This is a genomic window from Plantactinospora sp. WMMC1484 (assembly GCF_049315195.1).
Lineage (GTDB): Bacteria > Actinomycetota > Actinomycetes > Mycobacteriales > Micromonosporaceae > Plantactinospora.
Genome location: NZ_CP186055.1, coordinates 5,815,317 through 5,832,296 on the forward strand (window position 1 = coordinate 5,815,317; position 16,980 = coordinate 5,832,296).

General features: G+C 69.0%; 14 protein-coding genes and 1 CRISPR repeat array. Of the genes, 9 read left to right on the top strand and 5 right to left on the bottom strand.

Going from position 1 to position 16,980, the window contains the following annotated elements; genetic code table 11:
• Positions 1–94 precede the first annotated feature (94 nt).
• From ACN28C_RS25200 to ACN28C_RS25240, 9 genes are all read left to right on the top strand, one after another.
• Entirely contained in the window at positions 95–814 is a 720-nt protein-coding gene (locus tag ACN28C_RS25200; RefSeq protein WP_422770002.1) for a CRISPR-associated endoribonuclease Cas6, read from the top strand.
• Positions 811–2,247, top strand: a complete 1,437-nt coding sequence (locus tag ACN28C_RS25205; RefSeq protein WP_422770003.1) for a hypothetical protein — start codon at positions 811–813, stop codon at positions 2,245–2,247. The genes ACN28C_RS25200 and ACN28C_RS25205 overlap by 4 nt, the downstream gene beginning before the upstream one ends.
• The gene (gene cas7i, locus ACN28C_RS25210; RefSeq protein ID WP_422770004.1) at positions 2,244–3,275 is read left to right on the top strand and encodes a type I-B CRISPR-associated protein Cas7/Cst2/DevR; all 1,032 of its coding nucleotides are present in this window, start codon (positions 2,244–2,246) and stop codon (positions 3,273–3,275) included. The genes ACN28C_RS25205 and cas7i overlap by 4 nt, the downstream gene beginning before the upstream one ends.
• On the top strand, positions 3,275–3,940 hold the full coding sequence (gene cas5 / locus ACN28C_RS25215) for a CRISPR-associated protein Cas5 (protein ID WP_422770005.1): 666 nt from the start codon (positions 3,275–3,277) through the stop codon (positions 3,938–3,940). The genes cas7i and cas5 overlap by 1 nt, the downstream gene beginning before the upstream one ends.
• Positions 3,915–6,416: a CRISPR-associated helicase Cas3' gene (gene cas3, locus ACN28C_RS25220; RefSeq protein ID WP_422770006.1), complete on the top strand. Its 2,502-nt coding sequence runs from the start codon at positions 3,915–3,917 to the stop codon at positions 6,414–6,416. The genes cas5 and cas3 overlap by 26 nt, the downstream gene beginning before the upstream one ends.
• Positions 6,416–6,910, top strand: a complete 495-nt coding sequence (locus tag ACN28C_RS25225; RefSeq protein WP_422770007.1) for a CRISPR-associated protein Cas4 — start codon at positions 6,416–6,418, stop codon at positions 6,908–6,910. Before cas3 ends, ACN28C_RS25225 begins: the two co-directional genes overlap by 1 nt.
• Positions 6,910–7,890: a type I-B CRISPR-associated endonuclease Cas1b gene (cas1b, locus tag ACN28C_RS25230; protein WP_422770008.1), complete on the top strand. Its 981-nt coding sequence runs from the start codon at positions 6,910–6,912 to the stop codon at positions 7,888–7,890. Before ACN28C_RS25225 ends, cas1b begins: the two co-directional genes overlap by 1 nt.
• A gap of 6 nt (positions 7,891–7,896) precedes the next feature.
• Positions 7,897–8,160: a CRISPR-associated endonuclease Cas2 gene (gene cas2, locus ACN28C_RS25235; protein ID WP_422770009.1), complete on the top strand. Its 264-nt coding sequence runs from the start codon at positions 7,897–7,899 to the stop codon at positions 8,158–8,160.
• 188 nt (positions 8,161–8,348) lie between these two features.
• Positions 8,349–10,035: a CRISPR direct-repeat array (repeat unit 30 nt; unit sequence GTCGTCATCGCCCCTACCAGGGGTCGCAAC).
• Positions 10,036–10,081: 46 nt separating this feature from the next.
• Complete coding sequence (locus ACN28C_RS25240) at positions 10,082–10,171, top strand: Imm1 family immunity protein (protein ID WP_422770010.1); 90 nt, start codon at positions 10,082–10,084, stop codon at positions 10,169–10,171.
• A gap of 34 nt (positions 10,172–10,205) precedes the next feature.
• Here ACN28C_RS25240 and ACN28C_RS25245 read toward each other — a convergent pair whose 3' ends face one another.
• The 5 genes from ACN28C_RS25245 to ACN28C_RS25265 all read right to left on the bottom strand — a co-directional run bounded on the left by ACN28C_RS25245 (position 10,206) and on the right by ACN28C_RS25265 (position 16,970).
• Positions 10,206–10,922, bottom strand: a complete 717-nt coding sequence (locus tag ACN28C_RS25245; RefSeq protein ID WP_422770011.1) for an ABC transporter ATP-binding protein — start codon at positions 10,920–10,922, stop codon at positions 10,206–10,208.
• The gene (locus ACN28C_RS25250; protein WP_422770012.1) at positions 10,915–12,927 is read right to left on the bottom strand and encodes an ABC transporter permease subunit; all 2,013 of its coding nucleotides are present in this window, start codon (positions 12,925–12,927) and stop codon (positions 10,915–10,917) included. Before ACN28C_RS25250 ends, ACN28C_RS25245 begins: the two co-directional genes overlap by 8 nt.
• Positions 12,927–13,805: a branched-chain amino acid ABC transporter permease gene (locus ACN28C_RS25255; RefSeq protein WP_422770013.1), complete on the bottom strand. Its 879-nt coding sequence runs from the start codon at positions 13,803–13,805 to the stop codon at positions 12,927–12,929. The genes ACN28C_RS25250 and ACN28C_RS25255 overlap by 1 nt, the downstream gene beginning before the upstream one ends.
• A gap of 111 nt (positions 13,806–13,916) precedes the next feature.
• Positions 13,917–15,173: an amino acid ABC transporter substrate-binding protein gene (locus tag ACN28C_RS25260; protein ID WP_422770014.1), complete on the bottom strand. Its 1,257-nt coding sequence runs from the start codon at positions 15,171–15,173 to the stop codon at positions 13,917–13,919.
• Between the two features lie 108 nt (positions 15,174–15,281).
• Entirely contained in the window at positions 15,282–16,970 is a 1,689-nt protein-coding gene (locus tag ACN28C_RS25265) for an amidohydrolase (protein ID WP_422770015.1), read from the bottom strand.
• Positions 16,971–16,980 lie beyond the last annotated feature (10 nt).

Consider the following 16,980-nt stretch of genomic DNA (forward strand, 5'->3'; position numbering starts at 1 on the left):
GGCGTCGTTGTCTGTCGGGCATGCGACTCCGGGGCTCATGTTGTCGTAGGGGGGCCCTAGGGTGGCCGGCGTCTCAGGGCTAATAGGAGGACGTGTGCGGCTGCGGATCGAGGTCGTTACCCGAGCGTCGGAGATTCCCTGGTCGGTGGTCCTGGCGCCGGGACGAGGTATCGCCTACCAGTTGCTCGCTGGTTCGGCGCCGGAGCTGGGGAATCGATTGCACGACGGGGGTCTACCCCCGCATGGGATGGTGCCCTTCGGCTACGGCACGCCGGTCTTTCCTGGTGCGGAGCGTCGCCGTGGTCGGTATGCATCGGGTGGCACCGGAGTGGTGGAGTTCGGTAGCCCGCTGCCGGCGCTTGTGGAGGCGTGGGCGCTGGCATTGAGACGAACGGAGTTGCTCGACTGGGGTGGGGTGGCGCTGCGGGTCGCCAATGTCAGCGCGGTGTCGCCGCCGGACTTCTCGGAGGGCCGGGTTCGGATGCGGACGGTGACGCCGGTGGTGATGAAGCGCAGCGGGGTTGCCCCCGGTAGCGATGAGCGGGTGTGGCTTCTGCCGGATGAGCCTGAGTTCGCGGCCTGCCTCCAGGGGAACCTGGCGCGGAAGGTGGAGACGCTCGGGCTGTCCGGCAAGGTGCTGCTGGAGGGGGTGACCTGGGTCGGTCCGAAGCGGTCCTTTGCGGTGGGTGGTGGGGCGAAGCCGGGAGCGGCGGTGGAGGTGGAGCTGAGCGGCGATGCCGAGGCACTGCGGGCCGTGTGGAGTTGGGGCCTGGGGCAGGCAAACTCGGCGGGCTTCGGCTGGATTTCGGCGTGACGGCGGTGGTCGCGACCAGTGTGCCGGTTGGAGGAGCGGTGTTGACGGCCCACCCGTTGCAGCGGATCGGAGCGCATGCCCTGGCGGCACTGTCGGGTGTCGACTCCCCGGCCGGAGTCCTGGACGCCGAGCTTGAACGGGCAGCGCAGCAGATGATGGTAGATGCCGCCGAGGCGGCTACGCGGGACACGAAGGCGCCCGACGGGTTTTGGTTGAAGTGCAGCCTGTCGTTTTTTCCGAACTCGCCGATGAACCATCCGAGCAACGGCAAGAAGGCCCAATCCACCGTCCGGGCCGCTATCGAAAGCTGGCGGGCGCGGCCTGACGCAGCCCGTGCGCCAGGTGTGCCTTGTGTGTTGTGCGGTCGACCGGCGGTCGGGTTCTACGGCAAGGTTGATGTTCCGTTGGCGGAAAGTGATCAATATCGCAACAGTACCCCGCGGGGACATGCGGGGATGGCAATCTGCTGGCCGTGCCTGTGTTGCTTTCACGCGTTGCCGTACGGCAGTCAACTGACCGGCGGCCCGGCCCGCGCTCTACATAGCTGGGATGACGACTTTCTCAACTGGTCGGTGCGGACCCAGGTGCGGCGCAACCGCCAGGAGATCCTGGTCGGGCGACGTGCACCTCGGCAGCCCTTGGCTGCCGAGGTGCTGGCGTTGGAAGCGCTGCGAAAGTACGACGACGAGCTGGTGGCCGGCGTGGAACTGCTGGTTTACAGCAACAACAATCGTGGCCAGACGTTGGACGTGCACGTGCTCGATCAGCCTCTGGCAGAGTGGCTCCGCAGGTCGGTGCGGCTGCCCGAGCGCCGGACGGGCTATAGGGCCTTGTTACGCGCTCACCGTACGGCAAACCGGGCCGGTGTGGTGGCCTTGGCCCGTAACGCGTTCCGTGCCCCTGGCGCGGTCGTCACCACTGCGGGTCGCTATCTGGGGCAGTGTGCCGCCGCCGGACGGTTGCCAGAAAACACTGGGCCGTTGGTTGCCTTGATGATGTCCTACGTCGACGAGGTCATGGGAATGGATCAAAAGGTACTGTCCGAGATCACTGCCACTGCTGATCGGGTCGGTGAGTTGCTCAGCCAGCGGTCGGCTGGCGAGTTCAACAAGTTTCGCAGCGCGTTCCGCAGGTCGGCGCTGTTGCGGTCATGGCTGCGCCGCGAGGCGGTGAACTGGACGCTGCAACATCATCAAGGTGATGGTGGGGTAGCTGACCCCTTGGTGAGCACAAGGGCTTACGAGCTGCTCTTTGACCCTGGGTTTGACGGTCAGGCGTGGTTTCACCGCGAGCTGTTTTTCTTTGCGGTTCTGGAGAAGCTGCACCGACGTCAGTGGCGGCCGGCCGACGCCGATCAGGCGGCCAAGGAGCTGGCGGACGAGGACGAGGCACCCGAGGATCGGGAATACCTCGATGGTGAGGAGGATCGGTGACCTACCTGGTAGGCAAGATCGCGATCGACGTAGTGGCGGGTGCACCGAACAACGGTGTCGGTGAGGACAATGTCGCCAAGACCAAGGTGATGCGTATCGGTCGTGACCGGTACCCGTACGTGTCGGCGCAAGCCTTCCGTCGCTGGTTGCGGGACTCGTTACCGGCGGGCGAACCGCGTTCCGGGGTGACCCGCTCCGGCACGGGCAAGAAGCAGCAGGCGTACACCGAAGGGCGGCCGGACCGCTATCTGGACGATGACCTCTTCGGTTACATGGTGGCGCTCAAGGGTTCGAAGGACACCTGCCAGCGGGACACGGTGTTGGCGACCGGCACCCTCGTCGCGGTGACGCCGCGTCAGCCGGAGGAGGACTTCGGCACGATGAGCCGGGGCTTCGCGGCGGGAGAGAGCCCGGTGTTGCACGCGCACGAGTTCTACAGCGCTGAGCTTGCCGCCGATCTGTTGCTGGACCTGCCGAGGGTCGGTGTGTTCGAGGTTGACGGGTCGGGGCTGAAGGTGGCCCTGACCGAGCAGGCCGCAGCGCAGGCGCGGGCGGAGGGTGCGGAAGAGATCGAGTTCCGAGACATCGCCAGCGTACGTCTGCCACTGGCGGAACGGCGTCGCCGGATCGCTGTCCTGCTGCGCACGTTGGCAGCGCTGCGCGGGGGCGCGAAACGATCTCTGCATTACGGCGACCGCACCCCGGCGCTGCTGCTACTCGCCCCGATGAAGGGTGGCGTGAACCCGTTCACCCGGATCATCGCCGGCCAGGACGGGCGGGCGGTGTTCCGTGCTGACACGTTGCGGGAAGAGATCGAGGCATGGGGCGACGAGTTGGACGGGCCGGTCCAGCTTGGTTGGGCACCGGGGTTCCTCGGTGACCAGCGTGACCGGGCGACGGCCGACCTGGACGACCTGATCCAAACCGGCAGGGTAATTCTCGATCATCCTCGGACGATGCTGCGGCGCCTGGCCGACCAGATCGACAGCGGCGAACACGACGCGTGGCTCGAAGAGTCGAAGCGCTGATGCCGGAATCGGTCGACGCGCTGGAGGTGACCGTCACCGGGCCAGTTGCCTCTTTCCGAAACCCGCTGTACGCGGGGGTACAGCTGACCCTGCCGTGCCCGCCGCCGGCAACGGTCGGTGGGCTGCTTGCCGCAGCGGCCGGCGGTTGGCGGCAGGTTGCTCCAGAGTGCCAGTTCGCGATGGCGTTCCATGCCTGGGGAGTCGGCGAGGACCTGGAGACGTACCATCCGTTGGCCGCGACCGGCCGCAAGGCCGAGCCGACTCCGCGTCCGCGCCAGTTCCTTGCCGACGTCACTCTCACCGTCTGGCTGCTCGACGATGTCGACGGCTGGCGGCGTCGGCTACGCCGCCCGGTCTGGCCGCTACGCCTGGGACGTAGTCAAGACCTGGTCGGGGTCACCACCCGCGACGTGACCCTCGACCAGGGCGACGGCCGGCAAGGGCGAGCGCTGCTGCCCGGCGCGGTTACCAGGGCCGGCACCCTGTTGCGGCTGCCGACCGCAGTCGCACTCGACCGCGCCCGGACCCGTTGGAACGACTACCGGTATGCCGCAGGCGGCGCTGTTCAGCAGCTTTCCGGGCAGTGGGTCGACCCGTCCGGGCAAGCCGTGGTCCTGCTACCGCCAACCCACCCGGCTCATGCCGCCCAAGCCGTCCCCGTCTAGTCCTGAGGATCCTCTGCGCGGGATCCTGGCCAAGAGCCACCAGGCCGGTCGTCCCACCGAAGAGTTGACCGATCACCTAATGGACGCATTTCACGGGGTGCAGGCATTGCGGCATCGGATCGGCCGGATCAACGTGGCCGAGAGGGCACTCGACGGACGGTTCTGGCCGGTGGCGGCACTCGCGGCGCTCACCCACGATGCCGGGAAAATCCCGCCGGGCTTCCAGGAGATGGTTCATGGCCGCACCCGGAGTTGGGGTGAGCGGCACGAGGTCCTGTCCCTCGGCTTTCTGCCGCCGTTGGTACCGGACGATCGACTCCTGACCTGGGTAGCGGAGGCGGTACTGACCCATCACCGGCCGCTGACCGCCCAGCAACCTGGCCGAAAGCAGCCGATCCGGAGCCTCTACGGCGGCAGCGATCTGGCGGAGTTGCGAAGCCGGTTCGGCAAGGTGGATCCCGTCGTGGCGGCTCGGCTCGCCGCCTGGCTTGCCGCAACTGGGGGCCACCTTCTCGCCCCTGGCCCGACAGCGGCTGGTCAGTTCGTCACGGCATCCGACATCACCGGAGCGGTGCGCCAGACCACTGGCGAGCCGGTGGATGTGGTCGCGCAGGCGCACGCGGTGTTGACTGCTGTGCTCGACCGGTGGCGACGCCGATCTGCCCCCGACGATGAAGGGCTGGTCGCCGTCCTGTTGCAGGGTGCGGTCACTCTCGCCGACCATCTCTCCTCCAGCCACGGCATGTTGCATCCTGAGCAGCCGATCGGGTCGCGGTTTCCTGCCCTGCTACGGGACCGGTTCAACGCGCAGGGTGGCCGCCTTCGTCCGCACCAGATCGAGGCTGGCGCGGTGCGCGGTCACCTACTGCTGCGGGCCCCCACCGGCAGCGGCAAGACGGAGGCGGGACTGCTCTGGGCCGCGCAACAGGTCGCGGAGCTGATCGCGGACAAGCGCGGGATACCCCGGGTGTTCCACACCCTGCCGTACCTCGCCTCGATCAACGTGATGGCCGACCGGCTCGGTGACCTCCTCGGCGACCGGGGTCTGGTGGGAGTCTCCCACTCCAGGGCCGCCTCATACCATCTGGCGAACGCGATCGAGGACGAGCCGGCACCGGAAGAACTGGGGCAGCAAGCGGCCTCGCTGACCCGCGCGGCGCGCAAGGCCGTGTCCCGCGCCGCCGCCACCCGCCTGTTCCGCGAGACGGTACGGGTAGGCACGCCCTACCAACTGCTGCGCGGAGCGCTTGCCGGCGCGGCGCACTCCGGCATCCTGCTCGATTCCGCAAATTCCGTCTTCGTCTTGGACGAGCTGCATGCCTACGATCCCAAGCGGCTGGGGTTCATCCTGGCCTCGGCATCGCTCTGGGAACGGCTCGGCGGCCGGATCGCGGTCCTCTCCGCCACCTTCCCGACCGCTCTCGGCAACCTGGTGCGGGAGACGCTCACTCAGCCGGTCACACTGGTCGAGGCGCCGCCGGGGCTGACCAAACCACGCCATCGGCTGCTCACACGCCCGCACCATCTGACAGACGACGCTGCGCTAGACGAGGCCCGTGAACTGCTGGACGCAGAGCGATCGGTGCTCGTGGTGGCAAACAACGTCGCCCACGCGCTGCACCTGTTCGAGCAGCTTGCGCCAGAAGCCGTACGGCAGCACGGCGACGGCTCCGCGCTCCTGCTGCACTCACGATTCAAGCGCCAGGACCGCAAGCGCATCGAAAACCGGATCATGGAACGGTACGGCACGACGCGAACCCGCGAAGATCGACGATCCCCCGGACTGGTCGTGGCCACGCAGGTCGTGGAGGTCTCACTCGATGTTGACTTCGACGTCCTGCTGACCGCCGGAGCGCCGCTGGAGGCCCTGCTGCAACGCTTCGGCCGGATCAACCGTGTCGCCTTCCGGCCGCCGGCCGAGGTGATCGTCCATCAACCGGGAATCGGCACCCGGCGGCGCGGCGCTGAGGAGTACGCCGACGGCGTATATCCCGCAGCGCCAACCCTCACCAGTATGCAAATCATCGTCAGGCATGAGGGGCAGCAGGTCGACGAGGAACAGGCCACCGCGTGGCTGGACGAGATATACGCCAGCGAGTGGGGAAAGGACTGGCGGCAGGAGGTGACCCGGTGGTGTTCAGAGTTCACGGAACAATTCTTATCCTTCACGCACCCGTTCGATGATCGCAGTCATCTCGCCGGTGCCTTCGACGATCTGTTCGACGGCACCGAGGCTGTCTTCCATGCAGACCTGCCCGCCTACGAGGCCATGCTGGTCGGAGCAGCCGACCACCCGTCCGGTCGACTACTCGCCGCCGAATACCTCCTCCCCCTGCCGGGCTGGGCGACAGGTCTGGCGAGCTACGACCGTCGTCTCGGGATCGCGGTGATCGACGGCGACTACGACCCCGACCGGGGTCTCGCGGCCTTACGCGGGGTCGGTGCTGATCGATATCAGCCGGGTGAGGTGATCTGATGCAAGAGGCGGACGTCGGCGGAGTGCACGTCAAGTACCTCTACCATTGCCGTCGTCAACTCTGGCTCTACGCCCGCGGGGTCCGCCCCGAGCACCTCAACGCGACTGTCCAGCTCGGCGAGGCTGTGCACGACACGTCATACCAGCGCAGTTCCCCTGTCGATCTGGGGGCCGCGAAGCTGGACCACGTCGATGGCCACCAGTGGGTGCACGAGATCAAGTCATCGTCTCGGGCAACGCGCGCCGACGAGGCGCAGGCGATCCACTACTGCTATCGGCTACACGAGGTCGGCGTGCCCGCCGAGGGCGCCATCCTGCACTATCCGAGGACTCGCAGGACCAAGCGGATCCACTACGGGGCCGCCGAAGCGACCCGGGCCCAGAGCGACATCAAGGAGGTACTCGCCGTGGTCGCCGCCGCCTCGTCCCCGTCCAGGCTTGCCCACTCGGCGTGCCGGGGATGCAGTTTCCTCGACTACTGCTGGAGCGACTGATGCCCGCCGCGAGCCGTACCTATTGGCTGACGACCGCATGCCGGATTCGTCGCCAAGATCAGTCGCTGGTCGTCGAGCGCGAGACCGGCGACAAGGTCCACATCCCGATCACCGACGTACGGGATGTCGTCGCCTGCGCCACCGTCGATATCAACACCGCCGTTGTCTCCCTGCTCAACCGCCATCGAATCAACATCCACTTTCTCAGCCACTATGGCGACTACGCGGGCTCGCTACTCACCAGCGACACCAGTACGTCCGGAGATACTGTCATCGCGCAGGCCCGCATCGCCGGGGATTCACAGGCAAGCCTGGCGATCGCCCGAAGTCTGGTGACGGCGACCGCGTTCAACGTCCGGCGAGTCATCGACCGCGACCTGTTGACCGCTCCTTACGAGACCTTGAAATCCTCGGTCCGTGGCGCCGCAACAGCGAGCCAACTGATGGGCGCCGAAGGGACCTTCCGGCGCTCTGCATGGGACGTACTGGACACGCGGCTGCCAGAGTGGCTCCAGCTCGGCGGGCGACACCGCCGACCACCCCGCAACGCCGGCAACGCCTTCATCTCGTACGTCAACGGCATCGTCTACGCCCGCGTGCTGACCGCACTGCGGCTAACGCCGCTGCACACCGGCATCGCCTTTCTGCACAGCACGATGGAGCGGCAGCGCCACTCACTCGTCCTCGACCTTGCGGAGGTGTTCAAGCCGTTGTTCGCTGAGCGGCTACTGCTGCGGATGGTCGGCCGCGATCAGCTCAAGCCCCACCACTTCGAAAGCGACGTCAACCAGGCCATGCTCAGCGACGCAGGGCGGAAACTGGTCGTGCAGACGGTACGGGACGAGCTGGCCACCACTGTTCAACACCGCAGCCTGCACCGCCGAGTCGCATACGACGAACTGCTCTACCTGGAAGCGCTCCGACTCTCCCGCCACTGCCTGGAGAACGAGCCGTACAAGCCGTTCCGAATCTGGTGGTGAGCCAACATGTACGTCATCGTCGTCTACGACACCGCCGTCGAACGCAACCCCAAAATCCTCCGGACCTGCCGGCAGCACCTACACCACGTCCAGCGAAGCGTCTTCGAAGGCGAACTCTCCGAAGCGCAGCTCCGCCGCTTTCGCCACGCAGTCGAAGCCGTCACCGACTCCAGCTACGACAACATCCTCGTCTACACACTCCCACCCGGCACGAACCCCCATCGTCAGGAGTGGGGACGCCCGCAGACCGCCCCCACCGACATACTCTGACTGGAGGGTTGATCAGCCAACGGCCGCAACGTTTGCACGACGCGCAGCCTGCCGGCAGGAAACAGGAGACTAGATCAACATGGGTTTGCAGCGACACACCGGGCTGGATTGCACGACCGGAGGTTCACTGCAAAACCGCCCGCCAGCCACCCCGGTACAGCCTCTCTGACCAGCGACTTAAGCTTCGGGTCGTCATCGCCCCTACCAGGGGTCGCAACGCGTGCCCGGATGACAGTTGTGGCTGCGACGGCTGGTCGTCATCGCCCCTACCAGGGGTCGCAACATGTCCGGTGACGTCGGCGCGGCCCCACCGGGTCGTCGTCATCGCCCCTACCAGGGGTCGCAACAATGCCAGAACCCGGACTGCCGCAAGGTCTTCCGAGCAGGTCGTCATCGCCCCTACCAGGGGTCGCAACCGTCACTGTGGCGGGCGAAGGTGTTGAAGCGCTGCGGAGTCGTCATCGCCCCTACCAGGGGTCGCAACGTGCTGGTGCGGGATCCGGCGGTGGCGTGGCAGGTGATGGTCGTCATCGCCCCTACCAGGGATCGCAACAGTACGACCTTGCCCGGGTCGCTGTGCCCGTCGGTCGTCATCGCCCCTACCAGGGGTCGCAACAGCAGAAGATTCAGCGCCCGGGCAGCCGCCGGTGCATGTCGTCATCGCCCCTACCAGGGGTCGCAACGTCGACGAGCGGACGGCCGGTGAGTGACGCTAGAGGTCGTCATCGCCCCTACCAGGGGTCGCAACAGGTCGGCGAGAAGCCGGCGGCCGCCTGATGTCCACGCGTCGTCATCGCCCCTACCAGGGGTCGCAACCCGTCGTACCCGCCTACAACGAGGCCGCGACCATGTCGTCATCGCCCCTACCAGGGGTCGCAACGGCCACAGCAGTGCGAGCAGGTCTGCGGCGGTCGCGTCGTCATCGCCCCTACCAGGGGTCGCAACCAGCCCATTCGGGCAACCCACTGGCCGGTGTCGTACAGTCGTCATCGCCCCTACCAGGGGTCGCAACCCCGCGAGGCGCTGGACGGATGGGCGGCGGCCGGCAACGGTCGTCATCGCCCCTACCAGGGGTCGCAACGGTAGGTCTCCCGGCTTGGGGGTGCCAGCGCGGCGTCGTCATCGCCCCTACCAGGGGTCGCAACTCTACCTGGACGACAACGTCTCGCCGCACACCAATCCCGGGTCGTCATCGCCCCTACCAGGGGTCGCAACGTGATGTGCTCGGCGTGCGGGTTCGGCTCCCGCAGTCGTCATCGCCCCTACCAGGGGTCGCAACGCCTGTCCTGATGTCCGGGGTGACCGGGTGGCCCGGTCGTCATCGCCCCTACCAGGGGTCGCAACCTGAAGAGCAGGTCGGCGGAGGCCGAGGCGATGTCGGGTCGTCATCGCCCCTACCAGGGGTCGCAACACGAGCCGGTCGACGATCCGCGACCACTCGAAGAGTCGTCATCGCCCCTACCAGGGGTCGCAACGTGCGCCACCAGGCGACGCCGAGGCCGATCACGGTGAGGTCGTCATCGCCCCTACCAGGGGTCGCAACAGGGCGTCGCGGCCGGCGTCGGTCAGGTCGTACCGGTCGTCATCGCCCCTACCAGGGGTCGCAACGGGTGACCACCCTCCGGCCGCCGGCCACGGCCACGCGGTCGTCATCGCCCCTACCGGGGGTCGCAACCGGTCGGTCCGGTCATGCGTCCCTCCCGAGGGTCGACAAGTCGTCATCGCCCCTACCAGGGGTCGCAACGCCTCAACGCCTTGAGAGGGGGATCAGTGACGCGTCGTCATCGCCCCTACCAGGGGTCGCAACGGGTCGATCTGCTCCAGAAACGGGCTCCGGACGATCTCGTCGTCATCGCCCCTACCAGGGGTCGCAACGGGCTACGGCGGTGTCGTGACCGAGGCGTGGCCGGAACGGACCAGGGTGAGGCCATCCACAGCCCGTAGCGCTGCGCGCGAGTTCCTCAGTAGCGGCAGGCGTCCGGACAACCTTTCGTGGGACGTGGTGAAGTAGGGCGGCATAGGGCGACAGCTACCACGGCCGCTGCTCACAGCCCCAGGACGCTGCGCCGCACCTCCGGGCTGTCCCGCAGCTCGTCCGCCGGCCCGGTCAGCACCACCCGTCCCTCGCCCAGCAGGTACGCCCGACCCGCCACCGCGAGCGCCCGCTGCACGTCCTGCTCCACCACGACCACGCTCACCCCACCCGCGTTGATCCGGACGATCGCGTCGTAGACCTCGTCCACCCGCACCGGCGCCAGCCCCAACGACGGCTCGTCGAGCAGCAGCAGGCGCGGCCGGGCCATCAACGCCCGCCCGATCGCCAACATCTGCTGCTCTCCCCCGCTCAGGCTGCCGGCGAGCTGACCAGCCCGTTCCGAAAGCCGGGGAAAGATCGCATAGACCTCGTCCAGGGTGTTGCGGTGCTCTCGCCGGGCACCCCGCCGGTAGGCGCCGAGCACCAGGTTGTCCAGCACCGTCATCCGGGGAAAGATCCTCCGCCCCTCCGGGACGACCGCCACACCGTGCCCGCAGACCCGGTGGCCGCGCAGCCGGGTGATGTCGGTGCCACCGACGCTGATCTCGCCCCGGTACGCCGGATGCAGTCCCGCGATGGCGTTCACCAGCGTCGACTTGCCGGCACCGTTCGGGCCGACGACGCAGACCGTCTCCCCCTCCTGCACCTCCAGGGTGACGTCCCAGAGCGCCTGCGCGTCGCCGTAGCGCACCTCGAGGTCCCGCACCCGCAGCAACGGTTCAGACATGGGCTTGCCTCCCCAGGTAGGCGCGGACCACGGCCGGGTCGTTCAGCACGGTCTGCGGGTCGCCGTCGGCGAGGCAGCTGCCCCGGTCGAGCACGACGAGCCGGGTGGCGAGCTGGTTGAGTACCCGCAGCAGGTGTTCGACGATGACGATGGTGATGCCGCTGTCGTGGATCCGCCGGACGACCCGTACGGCGTTGTCCACCTCGGCCGGGTTGAGCCCGGCCAGCGCCTCGTCCAGCAGCAGCACCCGGGGATTGGCGGCGATCGCCCGCGCCATCTCCAGCAGTTGCCGCTGGTGCAGGTTGAGGCTTCCCGGGTACGCGTCCGCGAGGTGCTCCAGCGCGACCGTACGCAGGTGACGGTCTGCCATCGGCCGGGCCCGCTGCAACGAGGTTGGCGTACGCCCGAACATGATCGCCATCGCCACGTTGTCCCGGACGGTCATCGAGTCGAACGGCCGGGGGATCTGGTAGGTCCGCGCCATCCCGACGTGTGCGATCTTGTGCGGGGGCAGTCGGGTGATGTCCTGCCCGTCGAGCAGGATCGTGCCCCGGGTCGGCCGGATCGCCCCGGAGAGCAGGTTGACCAGCGTCGTCTTGCCGGATCCGTTCGGCCCGACGAGCCCGACCAGTTCACCTTCCCGGATCTGCAGGCTCACGTCCTCCAGCGCGTGTACCCCGCCGAAGTATCGCGCCACCTGCCGGCACTCGACCAGCACCTTCGCACCCTCGACCGGCGCCGGCCGCCGGCCGCCGCCGGCCCCACCCCCGGCACCGCCGTCAGCATCGGCGACGACAGCCCCGGAACCACCCTCGGGCACGCCACCCTCGGCGGCCTCGAGGGCGGCACCAGCAGAGGGAACTGCGCGCCGGGTCGCCGTCGCCGGCCCACCACCCCCACCCGGTCGCAGGCCGAGCCGGGCGGCGACCGGCGCCGCGCCGAGCACGATCGCGACCAGGCTCGCGGCGAGCATCCCGACGAGCAGCCAGTCCAGCAGCTCGCCCCAGAATCGGAGCACCGCCAGGCCGCCGCTCACCACGACCAGGGTGCCGAGCGCGATCAGCGGGCGGCCCCGGAGCCGCGCGTAGAGGCCGTCGGGGGCGAGCGCCACGAGCAGCGCGAGGACCCCGCCAAGGATGATCAGGTTGTACGCGTCCAGCCCGTATGACGAGAGCCGGTCCTGCAACATCACGATCAGCACCGCGCCGATCACCGGGCCGAGCCAGTGGTGCCGCCCGCCGAGCACCCCCATCACGATCACGAAGAGCGGAATGGTCAGCCCGAAGACACTCTCGACGGTCACGAAGCCGATCTGCAACGCGTACACGCTGCCGGCGACACCGCCGAGCACCCCGCTGAGCAGCATCGCCAGCATCTTGTAGCGGAAGGTCGCCACCCCGGTCACCTCGGCGACGTCCTCGGCGTCCCGGATCGCCGCCAGCGCCGCACCGGTCCGGGTCTGCTGGACGACGTACGCGACGGCGACCGCCGCGGTGGCGACCGCCAGCGCCAACAGGTATTGAAACTGCTGGAACGAGCCGATCGCGGCCGGCAGCTCCGGGACCGGGACGGTGGCGCCCTGTCCACCGTCGATCGACCGGTTGATCCGGGCGAAGGCGGCCAGGATGAACGGCACGGCGAGGGTCAGCAGCGCGAAGATCTCGCCGCGCAGCGAGCCGAGCCGGAACGCGACCGCACCGATGCCGAGGGCGAGCAGGCCGGAGAGGACCGCCGCGATCGGCAGGGTGAGGAAGAGGTCGACGTCGTGCCGGCCGGCGAGCACCGCCGTGGTGTAGGCGCCGACCCCGACGTACGCGGCCTGCCCGAAGCTGAAGTAGCCGCTGTAGCCGGAAAGGATGTTCCAGCTCGTCGCCTGGGCGATCCAGAAGCAGATCGAGCCGAGCAGCACCAGGTGGAACGAGGCTATCCCGAGCTGGTCGGCGAAGGCACCGAGCGCGGCCAGCACCAGGAACGCGACAAGCAGCCCGGCCCCGCCCCGGCGCATCACCGGACACCTCCGGCGCCGGCCACCGTGAAGAGTCCCTGCGGGCGCAGCAACAGGGCGAGGATGATCGCGGAGAAGAGCACGAACGGCGCGGTCGCCGGTGACCAGACGGCGGCGACGACGCCGGAGAGGACCCCGACCAGGATGCCGGAGGCGAAGGTGCCGACCACCTCGCCGATCCCGCCGAGGATCACCACCGCGAAGACGGTGCCGAACCACTCGTACGCGGTCTCCGGCGTCAGCGCGTTGGAGAGCGCGAAGACCATCCCGGCGAGTGCGGCGGTCGCCCCGACCACCCCGCCGAGCAGCACGCTGAGCCGCCGGTGGTCGACGCCGAAGGCACCGGCGACCGCCCGGTCCTGGGCCATCGCCCGCATCGCCCGGCCGGCGAAGGTGCGCCGCAGCACCAGGTGTGCCCCGACCACCACCAGCAGGGCGAGGCCGAACGCCATCAGGGTGGTGACCGGGAAGACCAGCCGGCCGAGCGTGACCGAGCCGGTCGCGTACGGGTTGATCTCGGCCGGCATCCGCTGGAAGTCGGCGCTCCAGATGTTGCTTGCCACCTGGATCGTGATGCTCAGCAGTCCGAAGCTGACCAGCAGCGAGTTGAACTCGCTCAGCCGTAGCTTGTCGAAGAGCCACTGGATCGCGGCGCCGGCCACGAAGAGCGCCGGCACCGTCACCACCAGGGAGAGGATCGGGTCGATCCGCCAGGAGACGGCGATCTGGAAGGTGAGATAGGCGCCGACCAGGATCAGTCCGAAGTGGGCCAGGTTGATGACGCGCAGCACCCCCCAGGTGACGGAGAGGCCGGTGGCCATCAGGGCGTAGAGGCCACCGATCAGCGCTCCGCTGAGCGTGGCCTGGATGACGTTCATTCGGGGTGTCGCCTCGGCTTCTGGTCGGTCAACGGTCATCGGGTGGGGCGCGGCCGGGCCCGGAACGGGGGCACCGGGCCCGGCCGCGCGTTCGAAGGGTGGCGGCTCGGGTCAGCCGCGGGCGGGGGCCAACTGCCCGGCGGCCCGGTCGGCCGGCCAGACGGTGACCCAGTCACCCTGCTGGATCTGCTTGATCGCCTGGGTGGTCGGCCAGAAGTTCTGCACCTTCGGGTCGAAGCTGAGGTGTCCGCTGAAGGTGGTGTCGGCACCCTTCTCGTGCAGGGTGTCGCACATCTTCTCCTGGTCCGTCCCGCCACTTTCCCGCACCGCGGCGGTCAGGATCTCCCAGGCGTTCCAGGAGGCGGCGGCCTGGGTCTCGAAGACCGTGTACGGCAGCCCGGCCTTCTCGGCCCGCGCGGTGAAGTCGGCGACGATCTCGGTGGCCGGCGCGCCGAGCCGGTCCAGGGTCGGCTTGTTCGGCTCGAACATCGACACCGACAGCACGCCCTCCGACACCTCGCCGAGGTCGAGCAGCGGACCGGGGGCCGGGAAGAGGCTGAACATCCGCTTCGGGTGGTAGTTGAGCTGTGCCATCGCCTGGAGGATGTTCACCGCGTCCACCCCGAGACCGTTGTTGATCACGAGGTCGGGGTTGGCGTCCCGGACCTGGGTGGCGATCGGCGCCCAGTCGGTGGTGGTCGGCGGGTAGTGCACGTCGACCACCACGTTGATGCCGCGCTCCCTGGCGATGCTCAGCGCGCCGGTCTTGTCCTCGCCGAAGCCGTCGGAGACGAAGGCGGCCGAGCCGCTCTGGCTGGTCAGCACGGCGACCGTCTTCGGCGGGTCGGGCTGGGCGGCGAGCGCGTCGAAGAGCTGGGTCGGGATGAACTGGTTCGGTGTCGGGCCGATCGACCAGGCCGGGAACTGGCACTCGTATGTCAGCTGCGGGGCGAGCACGGCGGTGTGCTGCGGCATCACGTACCCGTGCCGCTGGGCGACAGCCATCGCGGAGAGGATGTTCGGGGTGGCGTACGGGCCGATGATCAGGTCGACCCGGTCCTGGCTGATCAGCCGTTCGTAGAGCGAGCTGACCTTGGACTGGTCGGACTGGTCGTCGACCACCTTCCACTCCACCTGCCGGCCGAGCAGCCCACCGGCGGCGTTGAGCCGCTCGACGTACGCCTCACCGGCGAGCTTGTGTATCTGGCCGGTCGCGGCGAACGCGCCGGTCAGGGAGAGGGTCGAGCCGACCACGATCGGGTCGTCGTCACCGGATCCGGAGCCGGAACCTGAGCCGCTGCCGCAGCCGGCGGCCGCCACGCCGAGCGCCAGCACGGTGGCGACGGCGGCAAGGGAACGCTTACGCATCTGTCGGATACCTTTCGTCGCTGTCGGGGATGGTTCGTCGCTGTCGCTCTCGTTGTCGCTGTCGCGGGGCGCCGGGGAGGCGGATCGGCGGGCGGGCACGGCCGGCACTCACCGCTGACGGTCGTCGGCGTCGTGCACGACCGCGCCGCCGACGACGGTGAGGTCGGCGCGCAGCCGGCGCAGCCGCTCGACCGGCACGGTGAAGTAGTCGTCGTCGAGCACCACCACGTCACCGAGCCGGCCCACCTCCAGCGAGCCGAGCAGCTTCTCGTCGGGGCCGCCGAGGAACCACTGGTTGGCCCGGGTGTAGAGGGTGAGCAGCTCCCGCCGGCTGATCTGCTGACCGTCGTTGATCACCTCGCCCAGGGCGTTCCGGCCGGTCACCGCGTAGTACGCGTGGATCCACGGGTTCATCGGCGCGATCTGCATGCCGTCGGAGCTCATCCCGGCCGGGATGCCGCTGTCGAGAATGGTCCGGAACGGCGGGCCGGCCGCCGGGCCCCGGCCGGCCAGGTACTGCCAACCGGTCAGGTTGACCCCGCCGCCGAGCGCCCGGAGCCGGGCCAGGTAGTCCGGGGTGATCCGGGGTACGTGCGCGATCACCCAGCGCAGGTCGGAGACGGGTGTCTCGGCGTGCACCGTCTCGAACGCCTGGATCTGGGTCTGGAAGTCGGTGCCGGTCAGCGAGTGCACCTCGATCCGCCAGCCGGCCCGTGCGCTGCGCCGGGCCGCCTCCAGGAAGACCGGGCCACCGGAGTAGCTGGCCGCGATGAACTCGCCGATCGCGCCGGTCCGCACCATGTCGTCGCCGAAGAACGGGTACGTGTGCCGCAGCCGCGCCGTCAGCTCCGGCACCCCGGCGTCGGTGTCCTGGTGCAGGTAGTTGATGCGCAGCCGGACGATCCCCTGGTTGCGGGCGTAGACGGCGAGGAACGGCAGGTGCATCGCGTGGTTGTCCTCGTGTGCCGCGCCATCGGCCGGGGTGCCGGTGGCCTGGAAGGCGCCCTGGTCGAGGTGGGTGGTGACGCCGAGGCTGGCCGCGTACGTCATCGCGTCGAGCGCGCCGCGTTCGCGCTGCTCGGCGCTGAGGGTGCGGCGCAGCGCCAGGGTGGCCCTGCCGGTCTCGGTGCCGGCGGCGATCGACCCGTCCGGGCCGACGGCCACCGGCAGCTCGGCCGCCTCGAAGAAGCGCCGGCCGAGACTGTTCGTCACCGAGGGCCCGGCGAAGCCGACCGAGAGGTACGCCGGATGGTGCGGCAGCGCCTCGTCCAGCTCGGCGAGGGTCGGCAGCCGCCCCTCGGTGAATTGGTTGGGGTGGAAGCCGCCGATGGTGGTGACGAACTCGCCGCGCGGCACCCGGCGGGCCCGCGCCCGGTAGCCGGCCCGCACGTCGGCGACGGAGTAGGCGTTCTCCAGTGGAGTGTGGTGGCCGGGCCGGTTGCCCATCAGCACGATGTGGTTGTGGCAGTCGATCAGGCCGGGGACGGCGGTGCGCCCGCGCAGGTCGATGGTGCGGGGCCGGCCGTCGAAGCCGTGTGCGGCGGCCCGGCGGTCGTTGCCGACGTAGACGATCCGGCCGTCCCGGATCGCCACGACGCTGGCCACCCGGTGGCGCCGGTCCATGGTGTGGATGCGCCCGTTGTGCAGTACCAGATCGGCCCGGATCGCGCCGTCGCGGTAGTGCGCGGCGACGCCGGCCGGACCGGTCGCGGCGCCGACCGCGGCGGCGGTGCCGGCGACGGCACCGCCGCGCAGCACGCTGCGCCGGGAGACTCCTCTGCGTTCCTCGTTGCTCATGCGGGGGTCA